Origin of the sequence: Mesorhizobium sp. M1348, from assembly GCF_040317925.1 — a bacterium.
In the GTDB taxonomy this organism is placed as follows: domain Bacteria; phylum Pseudomonadota; class Alphaproteobacteria; order Rhizobiales; family Rhizobiaceae; genus Mesorhizobium.
The window spans coordinates 299,357-324,862 of record NZ_JAMYLH010000004.1 but is presented as its reverse complement, the minus strand read 5'-3'; the positions used below and the strand labels follow the sequence as shown (position 1 = coordinate 324,862).

The 25,506-nt window shown below is 62.6% G+C and carries 20 protein-coding genes and 1 pseudogene; 17 read left to right on the top strand and 4 right to left on the bottom strand.

The genetic code is table 11. The features are described from left to right. Positions 1-107: 107 nt before the first annotated feature. A complete protein-coding gene (locus NKH13_RS10465) occupies positions 108-806 on the top strand; it encodes a hypothetical protein (RefSeq protein WP_352716455.1) in 699 nt (232 codons plus the stop codon). 38 nt (positions 807-844) lie between these two features. Here the strand turns inward: NKH13_RS10465 and NKH13_RS10460 are convergent, their stop codons facing one another. Then, complete coding sequence (locus NKH13_RS10460) at positions 845-1,534, bottom strand: HAD family hydrolase (RefSeq protein WP_352716457.1); 690 nt, start codon at positions 1,532-1,534, stop codon at positions 845-847. Between the two features lie 180 nt (positions 1,535-1,714). Between NKH13_RS10460 and NKH13_RS10455 the strand changes: the two genes are divergently transcribed. After that, entirely contained in the window at positions 1,715-2,848 is a 1,134-nt protein-coding gene (locus tag NKH13_RS10455; protein WP_352716458.1) for a site-specific DNA-methyltransferase, read from the top strand. Between the two features lie 65 nt (positions 2,849-2,913). Here NKH13_RS10455 and NKH13_RS10450 read toward each other — a convergent pair whose 3' ends face one another. Together NKH13_RS10450 and mutY are read right to left on the bottom strand one after the other, a co-directional pair. Continuing rightward, positions 2,914-3,525 (bottom strand): HAD family hydrolase, encoded by a 612-nt coding sequence (locus tag NKH13_RS10450; RefSeq protein WP_352716460.1) that lies wholly within the window; start codon positions 3,523-3,525, stop codon positions 2,914-2,916. Positions 3,526-3,536: 11 nt separating this feature from the next. Continuing rightward, the gene (gene mutY, locus NKH13_RS10445; RefSeq protein WP_352716462.1) at positions 3,537-4,649 is read right to left on the bottom strand and encodes an A/G-specific adenine glycosylase; all 1,113 of its coding nucleotides are present in this window, start codon (positions 4,647-4,649) and stop codon (positions 3,537-3,539) included. Positions 4,650-4,705: 56 nt separating this feature from the next. Here mutY and NKH13_RS10440 point away from each other — a divergent pair, with 56 nt between their 5' ends. The 8 genes from NKH13_RS10440 (at position 4,706) to nadE (ending at position 15,826) form a co-directional block, all read left to right on the top strand. Further along, positions 4,706-5,206, top strand: a complete 501-nt coding sequence (locus tag NKH13_RS10440) for a DUF721 domain-containing protein (RefSeq protein WP_023674157.1) — start codon at positions 4,706-4,708, stop codon at positions 5,204-5,206. 129 nt (positions 5,207-5,335) lie between these two features. Next, positions 5,336-6,064 carry a DsbA family protein gene (locus NKH13_RS10435; RefSeq protein WP_352716464.1) on the top strand — a complete coding sequence of 243 codons (729 nt, stop codon included), beginning with the start codon at positions 5,336-5,338 and terminating at the stop codon, positions 6,062-6,064. A 117-nt stretch (positions 6,065-6,181) separates the two neighbouring features. Beyond that, the gene (smc, locus tag NKH13_RS10430; RefSeq protein ID WP_352716466.1) at positions 6,182-9,640 is read left to right on the top strand and encodes a chromosome segregation protein SMC; all 3,459 of its coding nucleotides are present in this window, start codon (positions 6,182-6,184) and stop codon (positions 9,638-9,640) included. 108 nt (positions 9,641-9,748) lie between these two features. After that, on the top strand, positions 9,749-10,720 hold the full coding sequence (locus NKH13_RS10425) for an NAD-dependent epimerase/dehydratase family protein (RefSeq protein ID WP_352716467.1): 972 nt from the start codon (positions 9,749-9,751) through the stop codon (positions 10,718-10,720). Between the two features lie 296 nt (positions 10,721-11,016). After that, positions 11,017-12,954, top strand: a complete 1,938-nt coding sequence (gene asnB / locus NKH13_RS10420; protein ID WP_352716469.1) for an asparagine synthase (glutamine-hydrolyzing) — start codon at positions 11,017-11,019, stop codon at positions 12,952-12,954. 19 nt (positions 12,955-12,973) lie between these two features. Then, on the top strand, positions 12,974-13,237 hold the full coding sequence (locus tag NKH13_RS10415; protein WP_352716748.1) for an acyl carrier protein: 264 nt from the start codon (positions 12,974-12,976) through the stop codon (positions 13,235-13,237). 22 nt (positions 13,238-13,259) lie between these two features. Then, entirely contained in the window at positions 13,260-14,822 is a 1,563-nt protein-coding gene (locus tag NKH13_RS10410) for a class I adenylate-forming enzyme family protein (RefSeq protein ID WP_352716471.1), read from the top strand. Continuing rightward, complete coding sequence (gene nadE, locus NKH13_RS10405; protein WP_352463914.1) at positions 14,819-15,826, top strand: NAD(+) synthase; 1,008 nt, start codon at positions 14,819-14,821, stop codon at positions 15,824-15,826. The genes NKH13_RS10410 and nadE overlap by 4 nt, the downstream gene beginning before the upstream one ends. Positions 15,827-15,874: 48 nt before the next feature. Here nadE and NKH13_RS10400 read toward each other — a convergent pair whose 3' ends face one another. Then, complete coding sequence (locus tag NKH13_RS10400) at positions 15,875-16,990, bottom strand: hypothetical protein (RefSeq protein WP_352716473.1); 1,116 nt, start codon at positions 16,988-16,990, stop codon at positions 15,875-15,877. A 518-nt stretch (positions 16,991-17,508) separates the two neighbouring features. On the opposite strand from NKH13_RS10400, the gene NKH13_RS10395 reads away from it, so the two are divergent. The 7 genes and pseudogenes from NKH13_RS10395 (at position 17,509) to NKH13_RS10365 (ending at position 25,448) form a co-directional block, all read left to right on the top strand. Next, positions 17,509-18,636, top strand: a complete 1,128-nt coding sequence (locus tag NKH13_RS10395) for a transporter substrate-binding protein (protein WP_352912445.1) — start codon at positions 17,509-17,511, stop codon at positions 18,634-18,636. Beyond that, complete coding sequence (locus tag NKH13_RS10390; RefSeq protein ID WP_352716477.1) at positions 18,633-19,235, top strand: ANTAR domain-containing response regulator; 603 nt, start codon at positions 18,633-18,635, stop codon at positions 19,233-19,235. The genes NKH13_RS10395 and NKH13_RS10390 overlap by 4 nt, the downstream gene beginning before the upstream one ends. Before the next feature lie 19 nt (positions 19,236-19,254). Next, positions 19,255-20,121, top strand: a complete 867-nt coding sequence (locus tag NKH13_RS10385) for an ABC transporter permease (protein WP_352716749.1) — start codon at positions 19,255-19,257, stop codon at positions 20,119-20,121. Further along, positions 20,118-21,038: an ABC transporter permease gene (locus NKH13_RS10380; RefSeq protein WP_352716479.1), complete on the top strand. Its 921-nt coding sequence runs from the start codon at positions 20,118-20,120 to the stop codon at positions 21,036-21,038. The genes NKH13_RS10385 and NKH13_RS10380 overlap by 4 nt, the downstream gene beginning before the upstream one ends. 32 nt (positions 21,039-21,070) lie before the next feature. Continuing rightward, positions 21,071-22,712: pseudogene (locus tag NKH13_RS10375) on the top strand (ABC transporter substrate-binding protein). After that, on the top strand, positions 22,702-23,646 hold the full coding sequence (locus NKH13_RS10370) for an acetamidase/formamidase family protein (RefSeq protein ID WP_352716483.1): 945 nt from the start codon (positions 22,702-22,704) through the stop codon (positions 23,644-23,646). Before NKH13_RS10375 ends, NKH13_RS10370 begins: the two are co-directional and overlap by 11 nt. After that, positions 23,643-25,448, top strand: coding sequence for an ABC transporter ATP-binding protein (locus NKH13_RS10365; protein WP_352716485.1), 1,806 nt, complete (start codon positions 23,643-23,645; stop codon positions 25,446-25,448). The genes NKH13_RS10370 and NKH13_RS10365 overlap by 4 nt, the downstream gene beginning before the upstream one ends. The last annotated feature ends 58 nt before the right edge of the window (positions 25,449-25,506 follow it).

The window sequence follows — 25,506 nt, the reverse complement described above, 5'->3', positions numbered from 1 at the left end:
GGGAATTTTCGCCCGCCGCGAGGTGGTGGATTTCTGCGCAGGCTCAGTCGCATTTTTGCCGCGCGGTTGATATACGTCACCGGCTTTGCGAGAGGGAAGTGCAGTTCATGGCGTTTCATTCATTCAACGGTCGTTTTGTCGCGGGTCTGGCGCTCACCGGCTTTATGCTTGCCGCCGCAGGCTGCCAATCGAGCGACAATGGCATTCTCGGCTTCGGCAAGAAGGATACGACGCCGCCACCGCCACCCGATCCCAAGGTGCTTTCCAGCCAGCTGCAGGCCTATTGCCCGAAAGTGACGTTGCGTGACGGCACCGCCTTCTTCAATACCTACGCCAAGAGCGGTCCGAAGCCGAAGAAAAAAACCGATGTTGCCGCCGAGGAAGCCGCCCAGCCGGCAGCGGACGCGGCAGGCGTCGATCAGCCGGACGATTCCGCCAAGATCATCTATCAGGCTTCGATCACCGATGTGACCCGCGACTGCAGCCGCGCCAACGGCTCCTTGTCGATGAAGATAGCCGTCGCCGGCAAGGTCGTGCCTGGCCCGATGTTCACCCCCGGGACCATCACCATGCCGATCCGCATCGCGGTGATGCACGGCACCGAAGTTCTCTATTCGCAGCTTCACTCCTATCAAGTCCAGGTCACCGATCCTTCGAGTGCCACGCAGTTCGTCTACACCGATTCCAACGTCGTCGTTCCGGAGCCGACGGCGCGGGACTACCAGGCATATGCCGGGTATGACGAGGGCGCTCCGAAAGTAGCGACAGACAAGCCGAAGAAGAAGAAAGCCGCCGCGACCAACTGAGCCTGTGCATTCGCGCCACGGCGGTTGGAGGCGGCCTCTCAGGCGTCCGCCGACCATTCCGACAGCGCGGCGATCACGCTTTTCAGTTCCGCCCAGCGGCGGATGACCGTTTCCGCACCGGCCTCGGTCAGCGCATCGGCGTGGCCGGGATAGCTGTGCGCCGCGCCGGTGAAGCCGATGACGCGCATTCCCGCCGTCTTAGCGCCGGTGACGCCATGCACGGAATCCTCGATGACGAAGGTGTTCGCGGGGTTCGCCTTGAGCTTTTCCGCGGCGAACCGAAACACGTCCGGCGCCGGCTTGGTTTTCCCGGTCGGTGTTTCCAGCGAGGAAAAGATACGGTCGGCAAAGAACGGCAAAAGCTGCACCTTCTCCAGCATGAATTCGATCCGCTCCGAACGCGAATTCGAACAGACGCAGCGCGCCACTGCTACCGCGGCGACAGCCTCGTGCGCCCCGTCGATAGCACGCACGTCGCTGCGCAGCCGGCGATCGACGAGCTGTTCCTCCTTGTCGATCAGGGAGGCCTGGAACGGGATCCGGGACTTTTCCTCGACCCGCATCATGATGTCCTTGAAAGTCAGCCCGGCATAGACCTCGGAAATCTCCTCGGCCGATATCTCGTAGCCGGCCGAGGTCAAAAGCTCGGCATCGATACGCGCGGCGATGATTTCGGAATCGACGAGCACGCCGTCGCAATCGAAGATGACAAGATCTGGCTGGGGCATGGTGGTCCGGAAAGCGGGATGAAGGGAATGCCGAGGGCCCTTTGGTCCAAACGGCTCAGGCGGCGCGGCATACACCAACAGGCCGGGCTTCGCAAATTCGGCAGTCTGCTTCACTGAATATTTACGCTGATCGGTAACCATAACGGACAGTAAACAGTAACGCGTGCCTTGGGTGTCACAATGTCTGCCGTGCGTCTTCTCGACGAGCTTTCCGATGCTCCCCAGCAATCCGAGTGGCTGGATACGATCCTGAAGGGCGACTGCGTCGCCGCGCTCGAACGGCTGCCGGAAAAGTCGATCGACGTGATCTTCGCCGATCCGCCCTACAATCTGCAGCTCGATGGCGATCTGCACCGGCCCGACCAATCCAAGGTCGATGCCGTCGACGACCATTGGGACCAGTTCGACAGTTTTGAGGCCTACGACGCCTTCACCCGCGCCTGGCTGCTGGCGGCACGCCGCGTGTTGAAGCCCAACGGCACGATCTGGGTCATCGGCTCCTACCACAATATTTTCAGGGTCGGCGCCAAGATGCAGGACCTGGGCTTCTGGATCCTCAACGACGTCGTCTGGCGCAAGACCAATCCAATGCCCAATTTCCGTGGCCGCCGTTTCCAGAACGCGCATGAGACGATGATCTGGGCATCGCGCGACCAAAAGGGTAAGGGTTACACATTCAACTACGAGGCGCTGAAGGCGTCTAATGATGATATTCAGATGCGTTCAGACTGGCTATTTCCGATCTGCACCGGCGGCGAGCGCCTGAAGAACGACAATGGTGACAAACTGCATCCGACGCAGAAGCCGGAAGCGTTGCTTGCCCGCGTCGTGACGGCATCGACCAGGCCGGGCGACATCGTGCTCGACCCCTTCTTCGGTTCAGGTACCACCGGTGCGGTGGCCAAGCGGCTTGGCCGTCACTTCGTCGGCATCGAGCGTGAGCAGGCCTATATCGATGCCGCCATGGAACGTATCGATGCGGTCCGGCCGCTGGAAGGCGCCAATTTGACGGTACTAACCGGCAAGCGGGCTGAGCCGCGCGTCGCCTTCGTCACGCTTCTCGACAATGGCCTGGTGGCGCCCGGCGCCACGCTCTACGATGCCAAGAAGCGCTGGGCGGCAAAGGTGCGTGCCGACGGCACGCTGGCAATCGGCGACAGCGCCGGGTCGATCCACAAGATCGGCGCACAAGTGCAGGGGCTGGACGCCTGCAACGGCTGGACCTTCTGGCATTATGAGCGCAGCGGCGGCCTGACCCCGATCGACGAGCTTCGCCGCATTGCACGCCTGGGCATCGAACGGGCAGGGGCCTGACGGCTTCCGAGTTGCCACAGATCGGTAAATGCGAAGGCTCAACCAACCTCTGGAAGCGATTCAAGTCACACTTTGATCCCAAGACGCTCAAGGTCCGCCCTGAGCGTCTGTGCATCGGTGAACAGCACCGACTGCCAGCCGGCCGCCTTGGCGCCGTCGACGTTCTTCTGGCTGTCGTCGATGAACAGCGTGGCTGACGGTTCGAGGCCGAATGCGGCGACGTGGTGATCATAGATGGCGCGATCCGGCTTGATCTGGCGGATGTCGCCGGACACGGTCACGCCGCGCGGCCGATTGAGGAAATCGAAGCGCTCGCGGGCCTCGGCAAGCGTATCCGCGGCGAAATTGGTCAGCATCGTCACGTCGTGGCCGCTCTCGATCAGGCCGATCATGATGGCAACGCTGTCCTCATAGGCATGAGGCACCATCTCGTGCCAGTGCCGGCGGAAATTACGGATGTTTTCGGCGTGCTCGGGATATTGCGCGATCGCCAGTGCTTCGGCCTCTTCCCAGCTGCGGCCGCGGTCCTGTTCGATGTTCCAATCATGCGTGCAGACATTGTCGAAGAACCATTTCCGTTCGTCGGGATCGGGGATCAAGCGGCTGAAGGGCAGGTCCGGATCATAGTGGATCAGCACTTTGCCGATGTCGAAAACGATGTGGCGGATTTCAGTCATTCTTCTCTCGTTCAATGCGGGTGCTGCTTCTTCGTCGCGCCCGGTATCGCCGCTTCGATTACCTTTTTCATGACAGTCGGCAGCGCTTCCCCGGAAATTTCATGGACCAGCGACCAGAAATGCCCGGCCGGGGCGGCACTGTCGGTCTCCGCCTTGAACACGTCGAGTTCAAGCGCAAAATGGGTAAAGACATGGCCGATTCGTCCGGCCTGCCGCCAATTGCCGGGGAACGGGGCTGCCGCTTCCGTGGTGGCGCCGTCGATGCGCGCCGTCCAGCCGGTCGTCGGCACCTCGGTCATGCCGCCGAGCAGGCCCTTTTCCGAACGCTTTCGCAAAAGAATGGCGCCGTCAGCCCTGACCGCGACGAAGGCGGCGCCGCGCCGCAATGGTTTCTCGCCCTTCGGTAGGCGGACCGGAAAGCGTTCGGGGTCGCCCGAGATTGTGGCGCTGCAATCCTCGCGAACAGGGCAGAGCATGCAGCGGGGCCGGCGCGGCGTGCAGATCGTCGCGCCCAGGTCCATCATCGCCTGCGCGAAGTCGCCGGGCCTTGTCCGGGGAACCATGCGTTCGACCTGGCCGCGTATCTCGCCCTTGGCTTCGCCCAGCGGCGTGGCGATCGAAAACAGCCGTGAGACCACCCGTTCGACATTGCCGTCGACGACCGCGGCTGGTCGGTCGAAAGCGATCGCTGCGATCGCCGCCGCCGTATAGGCGCCGATGCCGGGCAGTTCCCTCAAGCCGGACTCGCTGTCCGGAAAGCGACCGCCTTGCCGCGCCACGAGATCGGCACAGGCTTTGAGGTTACGGGCGCGGGAATAATAGCCGAGCCCGGCCCAGGCCTTCATGACGTCTTCGGTCGGTGCCGCCGCCAGTGCCTGGACAGTTGGCCATTTCTGCACGAAAGCCCGAAAATAGGATTTTACCGCCTCGACCGTGGTTTGCTGCAGCATGACCTCGGAAAGCCAGACCAGATAGGGATCGGGCCGCGCCCCGCCCGCCAGCGCGCGCGGCGGAACGCGCCAGGGCAGGTCGCGGTGATGCGCGTCGTACCAGCCAAGCAGCCGGGATGCGATCTCGCCATTGTCTCCGGATACGGCCTTGCGGGTCTGGTCGTGCAGTGCCATTGATCGAGGGTCGGCCCTAATCCATTGGTGCTGAAGCTGGTGACTGGAGAACGCACATGGCAGGGAAAAGGCCCTTCGGCAATCCCGTTCCGGTGAGCGATCTCGCAACCGAGATCCTCGACCCGGTGCTGCGCAAGCGGGCCGGCATGTCGATCGGGCTGGTCCAGTCATGGGAAGAAATTGCCGGGCCGCGGCTTGCGGGCCGCTCGCGCCCGGAAAAGATCCAGTGGCCGCGCCGCATGCACGAGGACGATCCGTTCGAACCGGCGGTGCTGGTGATTGCCTGCGAGGGTGTCGCGGCACTGCATCTGCAGCACGAGACCGGCGAGATCATCAACCGGGTCAATGCCTTCCTCGGTTTCAATGCGATCGGCCGGATCAGGATCGTGCAGAAGCCTGTAATGGCGGGCAAGGACAAGCCGAAACCCAGTTTGCGGCCATTGACTGCGGCCGAGAAAGCGAAGCTGTCCGGCACCGTCGGTTTGATCGAGGACGGCGGGCTGCGCGCCTCGTTGGAGCGGCTTGGCGCCACCATTCTCGGGCAAAAGAAGCCGTGATCTCGCGCTATCGTGATGGCATGCCCGGATTTGGCGATTGGAATAGGCGCGGTAATGCCTTAATTCGCGCCAACTCTCGCTTTTTGTAGCCTTTGCATTGCAAAATCCAACTATTGCCAGGTGATTCGTATGATCCGTTCCTTGTCCCGCAGAAACCTTTTGACTTCGCTGGCCGCAATACCAGCAGCGGCGCTGCTTGCCGCCTGCAGCGACTCGGGCGAGAAAGCCGAGGCGCAGGATGTGAAGCCTGCGGCTCCGGCGGAACCTCCGAAGCCGGCCGCTCCGGCCGCCGCCAAAGCGCCTGAAGCTCAGGGCACGGTGGATATGGCAGCCTTGTTGAAGCCCGGCGCGCTGCCCGACATGCAACTCGGCAAGGACGACGCAAAGGTCACCATCGTCGAATATGCTTCGATGACCTGCCCGCACTGCGCGCATTTCGCCGAAACCACATTCCCGGAGCTGAAGACGAAATATATCGATACCGGCAAGGCCCGCTATATCCTGCGCGAATTTCCGTTCGATCCCAGCGCCGAGGCCGGTTTCATGCTGGCGCGCTGCTCAAAGGACAATTATTTCCCGATGGTCGACGTGCTGTTCAGGCAGCAGGCAAACTGGGTTGGTGTGAACAATACCAAGGACGCACTGCTGCAAATCGCCAAGCTTGCCGGTTTTACACAGGAGTCCTTCGAGGCCTGCTTGACGGACCAGAAACTTCTGGACGATGTGAGATCCGTCCAGAAGCGCGGCGCCGACGAATTCAAGGTCGATTCCACACCGACCTTTTTCATCAACGGAAAGACCTACAAAGGGGCGATGTCGATTGCGGAAATGTCGGCCATCATCGACCCTCTGCTCTGACGTTTCGGCAGCGCCGAAGCGGCGTCGCTTCGGCGTGCGCACTTCTTTGTCTTGCCGCGGGTTCTCCTCGCAAAACCGCGGAACAGTTTTGCGAAACTTGGCGATGGGCAGGCGCGAATGAAGTTCTCGCGCCTTCGCCTGCTCGGCTTCAAATCCTTCGTAGAACCCGGCGAGTTCGTCATCGAACGCGGCCTGACCGGCATCGTCGGGCCGAATGGCTGCGGCAAGTCGAACCTGGTCGAGGCGCTGCGCTGGGTTATGGGCGAAAGCTCCTACAAGAACATGCGTGCGTCCGGCATGGACGACGTCATCTTTTCCGGCTCGGGAACGCGTCCGGCCCGCAACACCGCCGAAGTCACGCTGTTCCTCGACAATAGCGACCGCACCGCGCCGTCCGCCTTCAACGACGCCGATGAGTTGCAGGTCTCGCGTCGCATCGAGCGTGAGGCGGGCTCGCTCTACCGCATCAACGGCAAGGAGGCTCGCGCCAAGGACGTTCAGCTGCTGTTCGCCGATCAGTCGACCGGCGCCCGCTCGCCCTCGATGGTCGGCCAGGGCCGCATCGGCGAGCTGATCCAGGCAAAGCCGCAGGCGCGCCGCGCACTGCTGGAAGAGGCCGCCGGCATTTCCGGCTTGCACACACGGCGCCATGAAGCCGAGCTGCGGCTGAAGGCAGCCGAACAGAACCTCGAACGGCTGGACGACGTCGTCGGCGAGCTGGAAAGCCAGATCGAAAGCCTGAAACGCCAGGCCCGCCAGGCCTCGCGCTTCAAGAACCTGTCGGCCGACATCCGCAAGGCCGAAGCGACGCTGCTGCATCTGCGCTGGACGCTGGCCAAGACGCAGGAAGGCGAAGCGCGTTCGGCGCTGGCGATTGCCACCGCGCTGGTCGGCGACCGTGCCGCCGCCCAGATGGCTGCCGCCAGGGAACAAGGTATCAACGCCCACCGGCTGCCGGACCTGCGCGATGCGGAAGCCGCCGCCGCCGCAGCCTTCCAACGTCTGTCGATCGCCAAGGCGCAGATCGAGGAAGAGGCAGGCCGCATCCGCGCCCGCCAGGCTGAGCTCGACCGCCGACTGCAACAGCTTGATGGCGACCTTGCCCGCGAGGAGCGCATGGTCCGCGACAATGCGGATATCCTCGAACGTCTCGCCGCCGAAGAAGCCGCGCTCAACGCCGAAAACGCCGGCGCCGCCGAGCGCGAGGCCAGCACCCGCGCGGCCTTCGAGCAGGCGGCATCGACGCTTGCCTTGAGCGAGGCCAGGCTCGCCGCGCTGACCGCCGAACGGGCGGAGGCCGCCGCCTCGCGCAACCAGATCGAACGGACGCTGCGCGACACCGCTGAGCGCCGCGACCGCTTTGCCCGCCAGCTTGCCGATGTCGACCGCGAATTGTCGGAGATCGTCTCCAGGGTCGCCGGCCTGCCCGATCCCGCCGAGAAGCGGCTGCTGGTCGATCAGGCGCTGGCGCTGCTCGAAGAGGCCGAGGCAGCCGCCATTACCGCCGAACAGGCGGTCGCCGAGACACGCGCGGGCGAAAGTGCTGCCCGCCCACCGGTTCAGGACGCAAAGGCCGAGCTGGCGCGGATCGAAACCGAGGCCCGCACGTTGGCCAAGATCCTCAACGCCGCCAGCGGCGATCTATTTCCCTCGGTGCTGGAGCAGATCAGCGTCGAGCGCGGCTACGAAACGGCGCTGGGTGCCGCGCTTGGCGAAGATCTCGACGTGCCGCTCGACCGCAGTGCGCCGGTGCATTGGGGCCAGAGCGAAATCCAGCCCGCCGACGCCGCATTGCCCGAAGGCATAAGGAGCCTCGCCAGCGTTGTGCGCGCGCCGGCGCAGCTGGCCCGCCGGCTGGCCCAGATCGGCATTGTCGAGGCCGCCGCCGGAAGAAGGCTGCAGACGCTGCTTGCTCCCGGTCAACGGCTGGTCAGCCGCGAAGGCGCGCTGTGGCGTTGGGACGGCTTCACCGCGAGCGCCGATGCGCCGACCGCCGCCGCGCAGCGGCTGGCGCAAAAAAACCGGCTGGCCGAACTCGATGCCGAAGCAGTCCAAGCGACGCGCACCCTGCGCGAAGCTGAACAGGCCCTTGCGCAGGCCGAACAGGCGCTTGCCCAGGCGAGCGAGGCCGAACGCAATGCCCGACAGGCCGGGCGCGACGCCCAGCACGGGCTCGACGCTGCCCGCAACACGCTGGCCGAGGCCGAAAAAGCCGGCGGCGAACTGTCGAGCCGGCGTGCCGCACTTGACGAGGCGCGCGCACGCATTGTCGACAGCCATGAGGAAACGGCGGCGGCATTCATCGAGGCGGAAATGCTGCTGCAAGACGCGCCCGATCTCGGCGATCTGCAGTTGCAGCTCGAGCAGTCGGCCGCCAACGTCGCCCGCGATCGCGCCGCCCTTGCCGATGCGCGTGCCGTTCACGAGGGCCTGAGGCGGGAAGCCGAGGCACGTGCGCGCCGGCTCGATGCCATCGGCTCTGAACGGCGCAACTGGGTAGAGCGCGCCGAAAACGCCTCGACGCAGATTGCGGCACTCGGCGAACGTAAGGCCGAGGCGGAGGCCGAGCGCGAGCAACTGGCCGACGCACCCGACGAGATCGACGCCAAGCGGCGCGCCTTGCTGTCGCAGCTCGCCGAGGCCGAAAGCCTGCGAAAAGCTGCGGGCGACCGCTTGCAGGAAGCGGAGAACCGGCAGTCCGAGATGGACAAGGCTGCGACCGCTGCCATCCAGTCGCTCGCCGAAGCTCGCGAAACGCGTGTTCGCGCCGAAGAGCGGCTGACCGCCGCCGACGAGCGGCGGCTGGAAGTCGAAGCGCGCATCCAGGAAACGCTGAACACGCCGCCGCATCTTGTGATCCGCCACACCGGCCTCGAACCCGACAGCCCGATGCCCGAAATGGCCGAGATCGAGCGTCAGCTCGACCGGCTGAAGGTCGAACGCGAACGGCTGGGCGCCGTCAATTTGCGCGCCGAGGAAGAGCAGAAGGAACTGTCGGACCGGCTGGAGACCATCGTTTCCGAGCGCGACGACATCATCGAGGCGATCCGCAAGCTGCGGCAGGCGATCCACAGCCTGAACCGCGAAGGCCGCGAGCGGCTGCTCGCCGCCTTCGAGGTGGTCAACGGCCATTTTCAACGGCTGTTTTCGCATCTGTTCGGCGGCGGCACCGCCGAGCTGCAACTGATCGAGTCCGACGATCCGCTCGAAGCCGGGCTCGAGATCCTGGCGCGACCGCCCGGCAAGAAGCCGCAGACGATGACGCTGCTGTCCGGCGGCGAGCAGGCGTTGACGGCGATGTCGCTGATTTTCGCCGTGTTCCTGACCAACCCGGCGCCGATCTGCGTGCTCGACGAAGTCGACGCGCCGCTCGACGATCACAACGTCGAGCGTTTCTGCAATTTGATGGACGAAATGGCCGCAACCACCGAGACACGCTTCGTCATCATCACCCACAACCCGATCACCATGGCGCGCATGGACCGGCTGTTCGGGGTGACCATGGCCGAGCAAGGCGTCAGCCAGCTGGTGTCGGTCGACCTGCAGGCGGCCGAAGCCATGCGCGAGGCAAGCTGACGCATCAGGTTAATGGTGGTCTCCACCTCGGCTTTCGACTATAGCACGACGAAATGGCCGGATCTGCCGCTCCAGATACCGGTCCGGCTATGCGCGTGGAGAAGCTTGTTGCCTATACTTGTCACCGGAGCCGCGGGGTTCATTGGCAGTCACGTTTGCCACCATCTGCTCGACCGGGGAGAAGCGGTCGTCGGCGTCGACAACATGAACGACTATTACGACCTGGCGCTCAAAAAGGGGCGGCTTGCCGGGCTTCTGCCCCATAAGGATTTTTCGTTCCACCAGATCGATATTGCCGAACAGGGCGCGCTTGCGGCCGCTTTGGCCGGGCAAGGCATCGTCAGGATCGTCCATCTCGCCGCGCAGGCGGGCGTGCGCCACTCACTCGACAATCCGCGGCTCTATATCCGCTCCAATGTCATGGGCCACCTTGAAGTGCTCGAATTCTGTCGCACAGAACCGGCATTCGAGCATCTGGTCTATGCCTCGTCGAGCTCGGTGTATGGCGGCAACCGCAGCGTGCCGTTCAGCGAAGCCGACCAGGTCGACAAGCCCGTTTCGCTTTACGCTGCCACCAAGAAAACCGATGAGTTGATGAGCCACACCTACGCCCATCTGTTCGGCATACCGCAGACCGGCCTGCGGTTTTTCACGGTCTACGGCCCCTGGGGCCGTCCCGACATGGCCTATTGGATGTTCACCCGGGCGATGCTCGAGGGCAAGCCGATCCGGGTCTTCAACAATGGCGAAATGTGGCGCGATTTCACCTACATAGACGATGTTGTGAAGGCGGTTGTCGCCGTGCTCGACAAGCCGCCGGCGGCTGACGTTCCGCCGAACAGGCTTTACAATGTCGGCAACAACCGGCCGGTGCGCCTGGGCGACTTCATCGACATTCTGGAAAGGCTGCTCGAGGTCAAGGCAATCCGCCACAACGAGCCGATGCAGACGAGCGACGTCGAGAAGACTTACGCCGACATGACCGCGCTGGAGCGGGATTTCGGCTTCAGGCCTAGCGTTTCGATAGAGGACGGGCTGAAGAAGTTTGTCGATTGGTACCGGCCGTACTCGAAACAGTAATTTGCACCGCTCGCCGTGACGTCTTCCATCTCGATGCGAACCGATGTCACTGGCATTCGGCCTAAATCCGCAACTGATCCGGCGCGAAGCTTTGAAGAACCTGGCCCATGGTGCTCGTGCAACAGTAGCTCGCCATCAAGCGTGACATCTGGAGTGGGGCACAAGTCGGTCCGCAAAAGCATCATTTTGTCCTAACACCCTGTTAACCACATGCTCGCTGAAAAGTATCCGATTAACCTTTGAGGCGCTTATGACCGCTATGTTTCGTGGCTTGCTGTTCAGTATGAGCTGTGTAGATGTGCGGATTCGGGGGCTATTTCGGTTCAGTCCGGGATGCGGAAGCTTTGCTTGCGCGCATGACGTCCGCGATCGCCCATCGCGGGCCGGATGAACAAGGGAAATTCGTAGCGCCCGAGGCAGGACTTGGGCATGCGCGGCTGTCGGTGATTGGAATTGGTGATGGCCAGCAGCCGATGTCCGACGAAACCGGCAATTTGACGATTGCGTTCAACGGCGAGATCTTCAACTACGTGGAATTGCGCGAAGGGCTGCTGGCCAAGGGCCGACGCTTCCGCACGTCGAGCGATACAGAAGTTCTCCTGCAGCTGTATGACGAGATGGGCGAAGACTGCCTGTCTCTCCTGAAGGGTGATTTCGCCTTCGCGATTTGGGATAACCGGCGGCGGCGGATGGTGCTTGCAAGAGACCGCATGGGTGTTAGGCCGCTGTTCTACACCAGCAGCGACGGAGTGCTCTACTTTGCGTCGGAGATAAAAGCCCTGCTGAAGGTACCCGGCATCTCGGCCGAAATCGATCCGATTGCACTCGACCAGATCTTTACGCTGTGGGCGCCGATCGCTCCACGCACGGCTTTCCGCAATATCCACGAGCTGGAGCCGGCAAGCGTGATGATCGCGACACAGGGGCAAGTGACGGTCAAACCATACTGGCATCTGGACTATCCTCATCGAGATGCGCCATCGAAGATCACCAATGAGGATGACGCGGCCGAAGAACTGCAGGCCCTTTTGACCGACGCGGTGAGGCTTCGCATGCGCGCCGACGTGCCGGTCGGTTCTTACCTTTCGGGCGGGCTCGATTCATCCCTCGTTTCGGCACTCGCGGCCGGCATGACTCCTCTTAAGCTGCAGACATTTTCCGTGACGTTCGACAGTGCTGAGCATGACGAAAGCGCCTTCCAGACCGAAATGGCGTCAGCACTTGGCACGCGCCATCGAACCATAGCCTGCCGTGCCGGCGATATCGCCGGTGTGTTTCCCGAAGTCATCCGCTTTACCGAGCGGCCGATCATCCGCACCGCCCCGGCGCCCCTTTATCAATTGTCCGGCCTCGTTCGCCAGGCCGGTTTGAAAGTAGTGCTGACAGGCGAAGGCGCCGACGAGGTCTTTGCCGGCTATGATGTCTTCAAGGAAGCGCGGGTTCGCCGTTTCTGCGCACGACAGCCAGCATCGCGCATAAGGCCACAGCTTTTCCGCAAGCTTTATCCCTATCTGCCGGGTCTGCAACAGCAGTCCGTAGAGTACCTGGCCGCGTTTTTCGGCACCGGCAGCGCTGCCCTGGACGATCCGCTGTTCTCCCATCGGCCGCGTTTCAAGACCACATCAGCGGCGAAGATGTTCTTTTCCGGTGACCTGCGCGCGACATTGAGGGGGTATGACGCGGCCGAGGACCTGGCCAGCCGGTTGCCTGAGGCGTTTTCCCGGTGGCATCCGCTGCATCAGGCGCAATATCTCGAAACCCGCTTTCTCCTGCCGGGCTACATCCTCTCCAGCCAGGGCGATCGCATGGCCATGGCGCACGGTATCGAAGGGCGTTTCCCCTTCCTTGACCATCGCTTGGTGGAGTTTGCGGCGAGACTTCCGCCGGAAATGAAGCTGAAGGGATTGGTGGAAAAACACATACTGCGCAAAGTTGCCAAGCACCTGCTTCCGACGGCCATCCGGGAGCGCACCAAACAGCCTTACCGAGCGCCGGAAGCCCGCTCCTTCGTTGGAGCCGGAGAACTGGACTACGTGCGCGACTCGCTCAGCGAGGCGAGCATCGCCGCCGGAGGACTATTCAACGCCAAGGCGGTGGCGAACCTGCACGAGAAATGCCGCTTGCAGCCAGCGTCCGGATTCCGCGACAATGCGGCCTTCGTCGGCATCTTATCGACGCAACTGTGGCAGAAGATTTTCACCGGCCAAAAGGTCGGTGCAGCACGAGCGGCCTGAGAAATCGAGGGAAGGAAACATCATGGTAACAATCAAGGACAAGGTCAAAACCTTTATCGTCGACAACTTCCTGTTCGGCGACACGTCCTACGAGCTTGCAGACACCGCATCACTGATCGAGAACGGCATCATCGACTCGACGGCCGTGTTGGAGCTCGTGGCATTCATAGAGGATGATTTCGGCATCGCGATGGTCGATGCCGACATCGTACCGGCCAATCTGGATTCGATTGACCGCATCTCAGCCTTCATCGAGGCAAAAGCAGAAGCGTTGGCAGCGTAGGCGCCATCGGCGAGGAGCGTCCGTGCGGATCGAACATTTTCTGACGGCGAAGGCCGCTGCCCATCCAGCCAAAACGGCATTGATCACCGAGCACAAAAGGCTGTGCTACGAAGAGCTGGACGATCTCTCGAGCCGCCTGGCCGCCGCCCTTTTCATGAATGGCGTCAGGCGCGACGACCGGGTGCTGATCTTCATGGACAATTGCTGGGAGGCTGCGGTTTCGATTTTCGCGGTTCTTAAAGCAGGCGCGACGTTCAGTCCGATCAACGCATCCACCAAGGCCGAAAAGCTGGCCTACATCATCGCCGATTGCGATGCGGCCGCGATCCTCACGCAAGCAAAACTGATGCCCGTGGTCGCCGAGGCGTCTGGATCCTCCGGCAAGACGTCCTCCGGCAAGACCGGCATCTTCGTGGCTTCCACCGTTGCTGCCGATAATCAATGCCCGGCAGGTGCCACATCGCTGGCGGATTGCTTGACGTTCCAAGCCAGGGAGATTGACCATCGCGGCATTGACGTCGATCTTGCGATGTTGATCTACACCTCGGGCTCGACCGGCCGGCCCAAGGGCGTGATGATGACGCACCGCAATTGCGACGCGGCGGCCAACTCCATCACCACTTATCTGCGCAACTCGCCAGACGACATCATCTTGAATGTTCTGCCCCTCGCCTTCGACTACGGCCTCTATCAGCTGCTGATGGCTGTCAGGCTCGGCGCCACGCTCGTGCTCGAGAAGTCCTTCGCTTTTCCCCAAGCGATATTTGAACGCATCCGCCAGGAAGGCGTCACCGGGCTTCCGCTCGTGCCCACGATGGCAGCGATGATCCTGCAGATGAGGGACCTGGCGCCGGGCTTCCTGCCCAGCCTTCGCTATATTTCCAACACGGCGGCTGCCTTGCCGCCGCCTCACATAGAACGCCTTCGGTTCCTTTTCCCCGGTGTCAGGCTCTATTCGATGTATGGCCTGACGGAATGCAAGCGCTGCACCTATCTGCCGCCCGAGGAGCTCGACCGCCGGCCGGGTTCGGTCGGAATAGCCATTCCGAACACCGAAGCCTTTGTCGTCGACGACCACGGGCAACGGGTGCCGTCGGGCGTAGCAGGTGAGTTGGTCATTCGCGGGCCGCACGTCATGCAGGGTTATTGGCGAAACGAAACTGCGACGGCACGAGCCCTGCGCCCGGGTCCGAACCCTTGGGAGAAGGTTCTCTACACCGGCGATCTATTCAGGGCCGATGAAGAAGGCTTTCTTTATTTCGTCGGCCGCAAGGACGACATCATAAAGTCGCGGGGAGAGAAGGTGGCGCCCAAGGAAGTGGAAGCCGTGCTTCATGCTCATCCGGGCATCGCGGAAGCGGTGGTTGTCGGTGTGCCGGATCCCGTGCTCGGGCATGCGATCGGCGCAGTTATCGTACGGTCCGACCCGGCGCTGAGCGAAAAGGATATCATACGTCACTGCGCACGCCACCTTGAGGACTTCATGGTCCCCAAGGTCATCGAGTTCCGCCGCGAGCTGCCGAAGACCGATACCGGCAAGGTCAGCCGTCGGCTTGCGGCAGAAACAATGGAGGCCGCGCAATGAATGTTCGCCCGACCGAGGATGCGCGGACCTTTCTGGCGCAGGCTCTGGCGATCGACCTGGCCACCGAAACGGACCGTATCGTAACGGCCTTGCGCCAGCAGTTGCGCGGGCTTCGCAAGCGGGGCCTTGTGCTCGGTCTTTCGGGCGGGATCGATTCGAGCGTCTCGGTCGCGTTGGCGGCACGAGCCGTCGGCCCCAAGAATGTGCTTTGCCTGTTCATGCCGGAAAGCGATTCCGATCCTGAAAGTCTGCGGCTCGGCCGCCTCGTCGCCGAAACTTTTGGTGTCGAGGCTGTGACGGAGGATATCGGGCCGATCCTGCGCGCAATGGGGTGCTACAAGCGTCGCGACGCCTTCATCCGCGAATTGGTCCCGGAATACGGCGAAGGCTGGGCCTCGAAGATCGTGATCGCGAACGTCCTTGAGGGCGGGGATTACAATATCTCATCCCTGGTGGTGCAGGATCCGGAAGGCAAGCAGACGAAACTGAGAATGCCGCTGCCTGTCTATCTCGGCGTCGTCGCCGCTACCAATATGAAACAGCGCACCCGCAAGCAGATTGAATACTATCATGCCGATCGCTTGAACTTCGCCGTTCTTGGAACGCCGAACCGGCTGGAATACGATCAGGGTTTCTTCGTGAAGAACGGTGACGGCGCCGCGGACGTCAAGCCGATTGCCCACCTCTACAAAACGCAGGTCTATGCGCTGGCGGCCCATCTCGGCGTTCCGGAGGAAATCCTGAACCGGCCTCCGACAACCGATACCTACTCGCTGGCGCAGACCCAGGAGGAGTTCTACTTCTCGCTTCCTTATGACCGTATGGATCTTTGCCTTTACGGTCTCAACAACGGCGTGGCGGCTGAGGTGGTGGGGCAGGCGGCGGGGTTGGCCGCCACACAAGTGGAACGCGTCTGGGCCGATATCATCGCCAAACGCAAGGCGACGCGTTATCTGCACCAGCGTCCGCAACTCGTTGATGACGTCGAGGAAATCGGCACCTGACAAACAGGTAGGGCGGTGTGGCACGGTCCGATTTGAACGCGTCCCGTTTTAGCTGAAACGGCTGCCGATCAGCCGGCTCCACTGCTCGCCCGCAAGCCCATTCAGGAAGACGTGCGAGTTCTTCATGGCGTCCAAAAGCTCTGGATCGCGTGAATGCACCACCGTTGAGGCAACGGTCAGGAAAGCGATGCGTCGTCCAAGCATCGCCTCCAGAAGTGCAGGTTGAATGCGTCCGCGCAGGCCGCTGACGCCGCGCGCGGCGGCATGATCGATCAGGCAATCTATCACGGAGCCCGCCTGGCCGGGGAGGGCGAGGATCTGCAGCACGCGACCGATTTCATACTTCCGTGCGTAATAGGCGAAAGCGCCGACATTGGTGCCGACTGGCGACGTCACACAAACGTAGACAAGCTCGCCCAGATCCGGCTTTTGTGCCGCATCGGTCAGGATGTGGTCGAGTTGGTCTTCCGTCCAGTCCGGCCGCAGGGCGAATTGAGCGGTAAACGGCTCGATGAGCTTGGCGAATGCGTGGCCGTCGATTTCGGATGTACGAAATGCTCCGTGGCCTGCCCCATCCACCGCCACACCCGACCAGCGTCGTTCGCTGGACGTCATCCTCCTGCAATAAAATCGGTCGACTGCACGCGCCAACGGATTGAGCATTCGGGCAAGCGCCATGCGATTGGCGGAAAGGCTGAGCATGAAGGCCGCGGGGCGCATCACGCGGACCCAGTCAAGGCTGTATTGCGGCAGGACCACGCCGCGCAGCCGCGTCCACAATTTCACGGAGATATCGTTGGCCGTCTCGCTGAAGGAGATGTCCTGCGGACCATCCAGGTAAGCTTTCAGCAAGCGGGCGCCGGCCAGCGGATCGTGCTCATGGTCTTCGACCATGAGCGAGCTACAGATGGCGGCGCGTAGTTGTCGGCCGTTGAACGTCATCGGCAGCACGTGGACACCAACAAATCCGGAGACGCGACCGGCGTTGTTGACGTGGACAAGCGACCGGAGGTCGTCTCCGCAACCGGGCGCATCCAGATAAAACCGTTTCATGTATTCCACGAGAGAGGCCGGCGCTTCGGTCCTTTCCTTCAACAGCACGCGCTGAAACATGTTCGCGACTGCCGGGAGGTCGGCGCCTTGCAAGGCGCGAATGACGCTCAAACCCGGCTCCCGCCACCAAAGTCCCGTCCACCGAGCTTCCGGGCCAAGGCGACGCGAGGCACGAGAACATCGGACGCGAGTTCCAACTCGACGCCCATGAAGCCGTGCAACCTCGACCAGTTGCGATCGCCCCGGTGACTGAACGGAGTGCTGAATTGCTGCGGCAAGGTGGACCCTTTGCTTGACCGTCGAAAACCGGCGTCATTGCTGCTAGCAGATTCAGGTAAACCGATATTAAAGTCGTTGCTTTGAATGGTAGCGAACCAGGTTGTCCGGCCTCATACCTGGACATCAGCAATTTTGGTTCCGGGCGGACTCTACACGACCAGCGGCATGAGTTGCGTGCTCCACGTCGAACCGTTTCGGCTGGCCAAAGTTTCGTGTGGCGGCTCTTGACTGGGGGCGCGGGCGTAATACGGTGAGGACAAATACCGGCTCTGGCCGCCGGGCGGCAAGAATGCCTCGTATGCCTCGCCTTGCGGCGGTGGCTGCGGGGCATTGTCATTTTGAGGCTTTGCTTGAAACGGCATATCGAGATCGGCATTCTCTATTCGCGGTCCGGCAACTACCGGCTGGTGTCCGAATCCTGCCGTGCGGGTGCGGTGAACGCCATCGCCGACGTCAACGCCGATCCCGCTATCCCATTCGAATTTATCCCGGTCGAGCGCGACCCGCAGGGCAACATCGATCGGTATGCAAGCGGCTGCGCGGACATTCTCGCCAACAGCGGCGCGCGTCACATCATTGGCTGCGTCACCTCGTGGAGCCGCAAGGAGGTCATTCCAATCCTGGAAAGGGCAGGCGGCACGCTGTGGTACGCCTGCCCGTACGAGGGCTTCGAAGCCAACGAGCATGTCGTCTACACGCACGCCTGCCCCAATCAGCATCTCGTACCGCTGCTTGCCTATGTCGTGCCTCGTTTCGGCGCCGACGGCTTCCTGCTCGGTTCCAACTACATCTGGGGTTGGGAGACCAACCGCGTGGCGCGCGACCTGATTGCGGACGCTGGCGGCAAGGTGCTGGGCGAACGCTATCTGCCGCTCGGCGAGGTCGATGTTGCGCGGCTGATCGCGGAGATACAGGCGACGAGACCTGATTTCATTCTGAACAATCTCATCGGCCCGTCTTCCTATGCGTTTATCGCCGCCTATGCCGAGCTTGGCCGGAGCGACCCGCATTTCAGGCCGGAGCGTTGCCCGATCCTGTCCTGCAATCTCACGGAATGCGAATTGCCGGCGCTCGACGGGGCAGGCGATGGTCATCTTTCCGTTGGGCCCTATTTTCACGACACCTCGGGGGCGGATCGCGGAGCGGCTTCAGTGTCTTCCGTCATGCCTGCCTCATCCTTCGAGGCGGCGGCTTATGCCTCGGTGCGCACGCTCGCCGAGATCCTCACCCGCAACCCCGGTGCGCAATGGACGGACCTTCCCAAGGTCTTTGCCGGAACATCATTTCGAACACCGCTGGGCGACATCGCCATCGACCCGCAAACGCAGCACGCTACCTTGCCGGTGCAGATCGGACGTATCGATGGAACATCGTTCAAAACGGTCACGCTGACGAAGGGCGTGGCACCCGATCCCTACCTTTCCCGCTATGACCGGACGGAGACGTTCGGGCGGCCACGCCTGCGGGTGGTGTCGTGAGCAAGATGGCGCGTATCCCGAACCTTGGAGGCGCCAGGGCTTTTGTCCTGCATCGTCCACATCCGACCGTGCAGGCGATCACAAGGCAATTGTCGGCCATCGGCCTTGAGGCGATTGGCTTCTGGCCGGAACTGCCGGCCGAAGCCTTGGCGGCGGACTTCGTTTTCTTCGACGTCGACCTCGGCTTTGACGAGCAATTTCCGTGGAAGCCGGGCGAGGCACCGATGCCGCTGATAGCGCTGATCGGCTCCGAGGCGCCGGGGCGTGTCGAATGGGCACTGTCGCACAAGGCCGATGCCCAATTGCTGAAACCGGTCGGCAATGCCGGCGTCTATAGCGCGCTTTTGATCGCAAGGCAGAGTTTCGAGGCGCGCAAGCTTCTGGCCAGCGAGATCGCCTCGCTTCGTCAGCGCGTCGCGGAGCGCCAGACCATCGTACGCGCCGTGGAGGTCTTGTCGAAGGGCGCCGAGGACGGCCGCGCCTATGCGCAGCTCCGCTCGCTGGCGATGAGCTGGCAAATCAGCGTCGAGGACGCCGCGCGCAGGATCGTGGCGATGACACAAAAAGAAGGCGACGATGACCAATCCGATCGCGCCTGAGCTCTCAGCCGCCGGGCGCATGCCAGCCAAGCCTCGCGCCGGCGTCTGGCGACGTCTGCTAAAACGGCCTCTCGCTTTGCTCGGCCTCGGGATTATTGCCCTTGTCTTGGCCGGCGCCATTCTTGCACCGTGGCTGACAGGCTACGATCCGAACGAGCAGATGTTCGACGGGCTCACGCTTGAAGGCGCGCCACTGCCGCCGGGAGCCCAGTTCTGGCTGGGCACCGACCTGCTTGGCCGCGACCTGCTGACCCGTCTCCTCTTCGGTGCGCGCACGTCGCTGATCATCGGCATCGTCGCCAATGGCGTGGCGCTTCTAATCGGCACGCTGGTCGGCATCACCGCCGGCTATTTCCGCGGCTGGATCGGCAGCGCGCTTATGCGCTTCACCGATTTGATGATGGCCTTCCCGGCGCTGCTGCTCGCCATCTGCCTGGCGGCGGTGCTCCAGCCGAGCCTGTGGATCGTCGCCATGGTGATCGCATTGGTGAACTGGGTGCAGACCGCCCGCGTCATCTACACCGAGACAAGTTCGCTCGCCGAGCGCGAGTTCATCGATGCCGAGCGCACTATCGGCGCAAGCGCCCCACGCATCCTGTTTCGTCATATCCTGCCGCACCTTTTGCCGACGATCATCGTCTGGGGCACGCTCGGCATCTCGACCACTGTGCTTCTGGAAGCGACGCTCAGCTATCTCGGTATCGGCGTGCAACCGCCGACTGCTTCCTGGGGCAACATCATCTTCGAAAACCAAACCTATTTCCAGGCAGCGCCCTGGCTGGTTTTCTTTCCGGGTGCGGCGATCCTGGCGCTGGCGCTAGCCTTTAACCTGGTCGGCGATGCGTTGCGCGACATTCTCGATCCGACGCAAAGGGGGCGGGCATGATCGCCTATCTCGGCCGTCGCGTTGTCCAGTCCGTGCTCATCTTGCTCGGCGTCTCTCTGATCACCTTTGCGTTGCTCTATCTGCTGCCCGCCGATCCTGTCCGCCAGATCGCCGGCCGCAGCGCCACGCCCGAGACAGTCGAGAACATCCGCCGGCAGCTCGGCCTCGACCAGCCCTTTGTCGTCCAGTACTGGCACTACCTGACCAGCCTGCTCAGCGGCGATCTGGGTCGCTCCTACATTCAGCGCTCGGAGGTCACGGAGCTGATCGTCTCGCGGCTGCCGGCAAGCCTGCTGCTGATGGTCGGCGCCATTGCTTGCGAAGTCGTGATCGGGCTGACGATGGGCCTCATCGCCGCCGTCAAGCGTGGCACCGCAACCGACCAGTCGCTGATGGTCGCCTCCTTCGTCGGCGTCTCGGCGCCGCAATTCGTCGTCGGCCTGCTGCTGCTTTACGTGTTCGCGGTGCGGCTCGGCTGGTTCCCGATCGGCGGTTATGGCACCTGGCGTCATCTGGTGCTGCCATCGCTGACCATGGGAATTCTCGGCGCCGGCTGGTACGCCCGCATGATGCGCACGTCGATGATCGACGTGCTGCGCCAGGATTACGTGCGTACCGCGCGTGCCAAGGGTCTTGCACGCAGCGCCATTATCTTCCGTCACGCGCTGCCCAACGCCATCCTGCCGGTCATCGCCATGATCGGCATCGACATCGGCATCTTCATGGGCGGCATCGTGGTTGTCGAAAGCGTGTTCGGCTGGCCAGGCATCGGCCAGCTAGCCTGGCAGGCCATTCAGCGCATCGATATTCCGATCATCATGGGGGTCACCCTGGTTTCGGCCTTTGCCATCGTGCTCGGCAATCTCCTGGCCGACACGGTCGCACCGTTCATCGATCCACGCATCAAGCTCAGATGAAAACAAAGAAAACCAGAGAAAGGGAACATGACATGGGAAAATATCTGATATCGACCGTGGCGGCATCGGCGCTTGCGCTGGTGCTTGGCATGACAAGCGTACGCGCCGAAGGCGCCGTCGATCCGAATGCCAAGCAGGGCGGCGCGATCACCATCACCTATAAGGACGACGTCGCCACGCTCGATCCGGCCATCGGCTATGACTGGCAGAACTGGTCGATGATCAAGAGCCTGTTCGACGGGCTGATGGACTACGAGCCGGGCACCACCAACCTGCGGCCCGACCTTGCCGAGAGCTACGAGATTGCGCCCGACGGCAAGACCTTCACCTTCAAGCTGCGCCACGGAGTGAAGTTCCACAATGGCCGCGAGATGACCGCCGACGATGTGAAATATTCGCTCGACCGGGTCACCAATCCAAAGACACAGAGCCCGGGTGCCGGCTTCTTCGGCTCGATCAAAGGCTATGACGACGTCGCTGCCGGCAAGGCGGAAAGCCTGGCGGGCATAACCGTCGTCGATCCCTACACGATCAAGTTCGAGCTGACCCGGCCGACGCCACCTTCCTGCATGTCATGGCGATCAACTTCTCGCATGTCGTGCCGAAGGAAGAGGTCGAAAAATACGGCGCGGACTTCGGCAAACATCCGGTCGGCACCGGCGCCTTCAAGCTCGCCGAATGGAGGCTCGGCCAGCGCGTAGTTTTCGAGCGCAACCCGGATTACTGGCACAAGGGCCTGCCGCATCTCGACAAGATCACCTTTGAGATCGGCCAGGAGCCGATAGTGGCGCTGCTGCGGCTGCAGAAAGGCGAGATCGACGTTCCCGGCGACGGCATTCCGCCAGCGAAATTCCAGGAGGTGATGGCCGATCCCGAGCAGAAGGCCCGTGTCGTCGAGGGCGGCCAGTTGCACACCGGCTATATCACCATGAATACCACCATGGCGCCCTTCGACAATGTGAAGGTGCGGCAGGCGGTCAACATGGCGATCAACAAGGACCGCATCGTCCAGTTGATCAACAACCGTGCGGTGCCGGCCAATCAGCCGTTGCCGCCGTCGATGCCCGGCTATGACAAGGAATTCAAGGGCTATCCCTATGACGTGGCCAAGGCCAAGGCCTTGCTTGCCGAGGCCGGGCATCTCGACGGATTTGACACGCAGCTGTTTGCCATGAACACCGATCCCAACCCGCGCATCGCGCAGGCCATTCAGCAGGATCTGGCGGCGGTCGGCATCAAGGCCAGCATCCAGTCGCTCGCGCAGGCCAACGTCATCGCCGCCGGCGGCGACAAGTCCGGCGCGCCGATGATCTGGTCCGGCGGCATGGCCTGGATCGCCGACTTCCCCGATCCGTCGAACTTCTACGGCCCGATCCTCGGTTGCGCTGGTGCCGTCCCAGGCGGCTGGAATTGGTCGTGGTATTGCAACAAGGAGCTCGACGCCAAGGCAGCCGAAGCCGACTCCATCGTCGACCCGGCCAAGGCTGGCGAACGCGCCAAGATGTGGAGCGAGATCTACGGCAAGATCATGGAAGACGCGCCCTGGGCACCGGTGTTCAACGAGCAGCGTTTCACCATGAAATCGGCCCGCATGGGTGGCGCCGACAACTCTATGTCGACCCGGTCCACATCCCGATCAACTACGACAATGTGTATGTGACCGATGTGCAATAACTGCGACTACACCATCCACGGGCGCCACCATCATTTCGGCTGGGACAATTCCTTTGTCCCGACCGAACGGGTCGCGCCAGGGTCGACGATCGAGTTCCAGTGCCTGGACTCGTCCGGCGGGCAGCTGACGATGGAGAGCACCGTCGACGATGTTGCTTTGCTCGACTTCGCCAAGGTGAACCCGGTTACTGGGCCAATCTATGTCGACGGGGCAGAGCCGGGCGATGCCCTGAAAATCACCATCGAGGCGTTCAAGCCGTCCGGCTTCGGTTGGACGGCGAATATCCCGGGATTCGGTCTGTTGGCGGATGACTTCACTCAACCGGCACTGAATATCTGGAAGTACGACGCCGCCTCGCTCGAACCGGCGCTGTTCGGCAAGAGCGGCCGGGTGCCGCTCAAGCCCTTCGCCGGCACCATCGGCAATGCCCCGGCTGAGCCGGGTCTGCATTCGGTGGTCCCGCCGCGGCGCGTGGGCGGCAATCTGGACATACGCGATCTTGCTGCCGGCACGGTGCTCTACCTTCCCGTAGAAGTCGCGGGAGCGTTGTTCTCGGTCGGCGACACGCACGCCGCGCAAGGAGACGGCGAGGTCTGCGGCACGGCGATCGAGAGCCCCATGAACGCCGTGCTGACGCTCGATCTGGTCAAGGATGCCCGGCTGCGGACGCCGCGTTTCACAACGCCCGGTCCGGTGTCGCGACATCTCGACGCCAAGGGCTATGAGGTGACAACCGGTATCGGGCCGGATCTCATGGACGGCGCCAGGAGCGCCGTCTCGCAGATGATCGACCTGCTCTCCGGCCGCTACCGCATGGATCCGGTAGACGCCTATATGCTCGTGTCGGTTTGCGGCGACCTGCGCATCAGCGAGATCGTGGACATGCCCAATTGGGTGGTTTCTTTCTACTTCCCCCGCTGCGTCTTTGAATGAAGGTGGAGGACATCAAACGATCCGGGCAGGCCGCTGCGGAGAGTGGCTCCGTCAGGCCGGTACTCAGCGTCTCAGGTCTGAGCGTCGCCGTACGCGGCGAGGAGGGCGAGCGCGACGTCGTTTCCGACCTCACATTCGGCCTGATGCGCGGCGAAACGCTTTGCATCGCCGGCGAGTCCGGTTCCGGCAAGTCGATGACGGCGCTGGCCATCATGGCCTTGCTGCCGCAGCCGGCGGCACGCATCAGATCAGGCTCCATCCGGCTCGGCGATCAGGATCTCGCGGCTCTCAGCGAGAGCGGTATGCGCCGCATCCGCGGCGACCGCATTGCCATGATCTTTCAGGAACCGATGACATCGCTCAATCCGGTTCTTTCCATCGGCCGTCAGCTCACGGAGGCGATCGAGGCACACACCTCGCTGTCGCGCTCCTACTCGCGGCTGAGGGCGCTCGAGGCGCTGAAGGCAGTACGAATTCCGGATGCCGAACGGCGGCTCGAGAACTATCCGCACGAACTCTCAGGGGGCATGCGCCAGCGCGTGATGATTGCCATGGCTCTGGCCCTGAACCCGGATGTGCTGATCGCCGATGAACCGACGACCGCCCTCGACGTCACGGTTCAGGGCGAGGTGCTGGAGCTGCTGCGCGACCTGCAGCGCGGGCACGGCACCAGCGTTATCCTGATCACGCACGACATGGGCGTCGTCGCCGAAATGGCGGACCGCGTCATCATCATGCGCGATGGCCGGATGGTCGAGCAGGGCAGGGCGACCGACATCTTCACCCGCCCGCAGGCCGACTATACGCGCGAGCTTCTGGCCGCCGTGCCGCGCATCGGCGGCGGACGGAAGGCCGAAGACCGACAAGATGCCGCCAACATGCCGGCCGAGCTTGTATCTGTCAGCGATCTTCACGTCCGTTTCGACCTGCACGGCGGCTTCTTCGGCCGCGTTGACCGCAGGGTGCACGCGGTCGAAGGCGTCAGTTTCTCGATCGCCCCGCACGAAACCCTGTCGCTGGTCGGCGAATCGGGCTGCGGCAAGTCGACGACGGCCAAGGCGATCGCCGGGCTGGTGCCCTACACCGGCAGCATTTCAATCGGCGGCCACGACCTGTCGGCGCTCAGTCGAAAGGAGCGCAAGGCTGTACGCCGCAATGTGCAGATGATCTTTCAGGATCCCTTCGCGTCCCTCGATCCGCGCATGCGAGTAGGCGATCTCGTCGCCGAGCCTCTGCTGATCCACGGCATCGGCGACAGAGAGCAGCGGCACGCCCAGATCGCCGCACTGTTCGAACGTGTCGGCCTCTCCGCTGACCAGATGGAGCGCTATCCCCACGAATTCTCCGGCGGGCAGCGCCAGCGAATCTGCATTGCACGGGCGCTGGCGCTGCGACCGAAGCTGATCATTGCCGACGAAAGCGTTTCTGCCCTCGACGTGTCGGTGCAGGCGCGCGTGTTAAGGTTGCTGAAGGAGCTGCAGCGCGAATTCGGCGTCGCATATCTCTTCATCTCGCACGACATGGCAGTGGTGGAGAACATCTCCGATCGCGTGGCGGTAATGTATCTGGGGCAGATCGTCGAGATGGGCACCCGCGACCAGATCTTCTCCAACCCGCGCCATCCTTACACAAAGCGGCTGATCGAAGCCGTTCCGGTTCCCGATCCAGGCCGCCGGCGCGCCCGGTTCGCCCGTTTGGACAGCGAAATTCCAAGCGCTGTGCGGCGCATCGGTGAGGAGCCCCGGAAACTCAAGCTCAAAGATGTTGGCGACGGCCACCTCGTCGCCACTGATCGAGCTTAGGCTGCCTCGTCCAGCCAATCCCGCAGAGGCTCGGGGACAGCTGCATACGTGATGTTCG

Bases quoted from the DNA above. Each gene is read 5' to 3' on its own strand.
- NKH13_RS10440 (WP_023674157.1), top strand. From the start codon at position 4,706: ATGGCAGGGAAAAGGCCCTTCGGCAATCCCGTTCCGGTGAGCGATCTC.
- NKH13_RS10380 (WP_352716479.1), top strand. From the start codon at position 20,118: ATGATCGCCTATCTCGGCCGTCGCGTTGTCCAGTCCGTGCTCATCTTG.
- asnB (WP_352716469.1), top strand. From the start codon at position 11,017: ATGTGCGGATTCGGGGGCTATTTCGGTTCAGTCCGGGATGCGGAAGCT.
- smc (WP_352716466.1), top strand. From the start codon at position 6,182: ATGAAGTTCTCGCGCCTTCGCCTGCTCGGCTTCAAATCCTTCGTAGAA.
- NKH13_RS10465 (WP_352716455.1), top strand. From the start codon at position 108: ATGGCGTTTCATTCATTCAACGGTCGTTTTGTCGCGGGTCTGGCGCTC.
- NKH13_RS10365 (WP_352716485.1), top strand. From the start codon at position 23,643: ATGAAGGTGGAGGACATCAAACGATCCGGGCAGGCCGCTGCGGAGAGT.
- NKH13_RS10435 (WP_352716464.1), top strand. From the start codon at position 5,336: ATGATCCGTTCCTTGTCCCGCAGAAACCTTTTGACTTCGCTGGCCGCA.
- NKH13_RS10460 (WP_352716457.1), bottom strand. From the start codon at position 1,534: ATGCCCCAGCCAGATCTTGTCATCTTCGATTGCGACGGCGTGCTCGTC.
- NKH13_RS10370 (WP_352716483.1), top strand. From the start codon at position 22,702: ATGTGCAATAACTGCGACTACACCATCCACGGGCGCCACCATCATTTC.
- nadE (WP_352463914.1), top strand. From the start codon at position 14,819: ATGAATGTTCGCCCGACCGAGGATGCGCGGACCTTTCTGGCGCAGGCT.
- NKH13_RS10450 (WP_352716460.1), bottom strand. From the start codon at position 3,525: ATGACTGAAATCCGCCACATCGTTTTCGACATCGGCAAAGTGCTGATC.
- mutY (WP_352716462.1), bottom strand. From the start codon at position 4,649: ATGGCACTGCACGACCAGACCCGCAAGGCCGTATCCGGAGACAATGGC.
- NKH13_RS10385 (WP_352716749.1), top strand. From the start codon at position 19,255: ATGCCAGCCAAGCCTCGCGCCGGCGTCTGGCGACGTCTGCTAAAACGG.
- NKH13_RS10455 (WP_352716458.1), top strand. From the start codon at position 1,715: ATGTCTGCCGTGCGTCTTCTCGACGAGCTTTCCGATGCTCCCCAGCAA.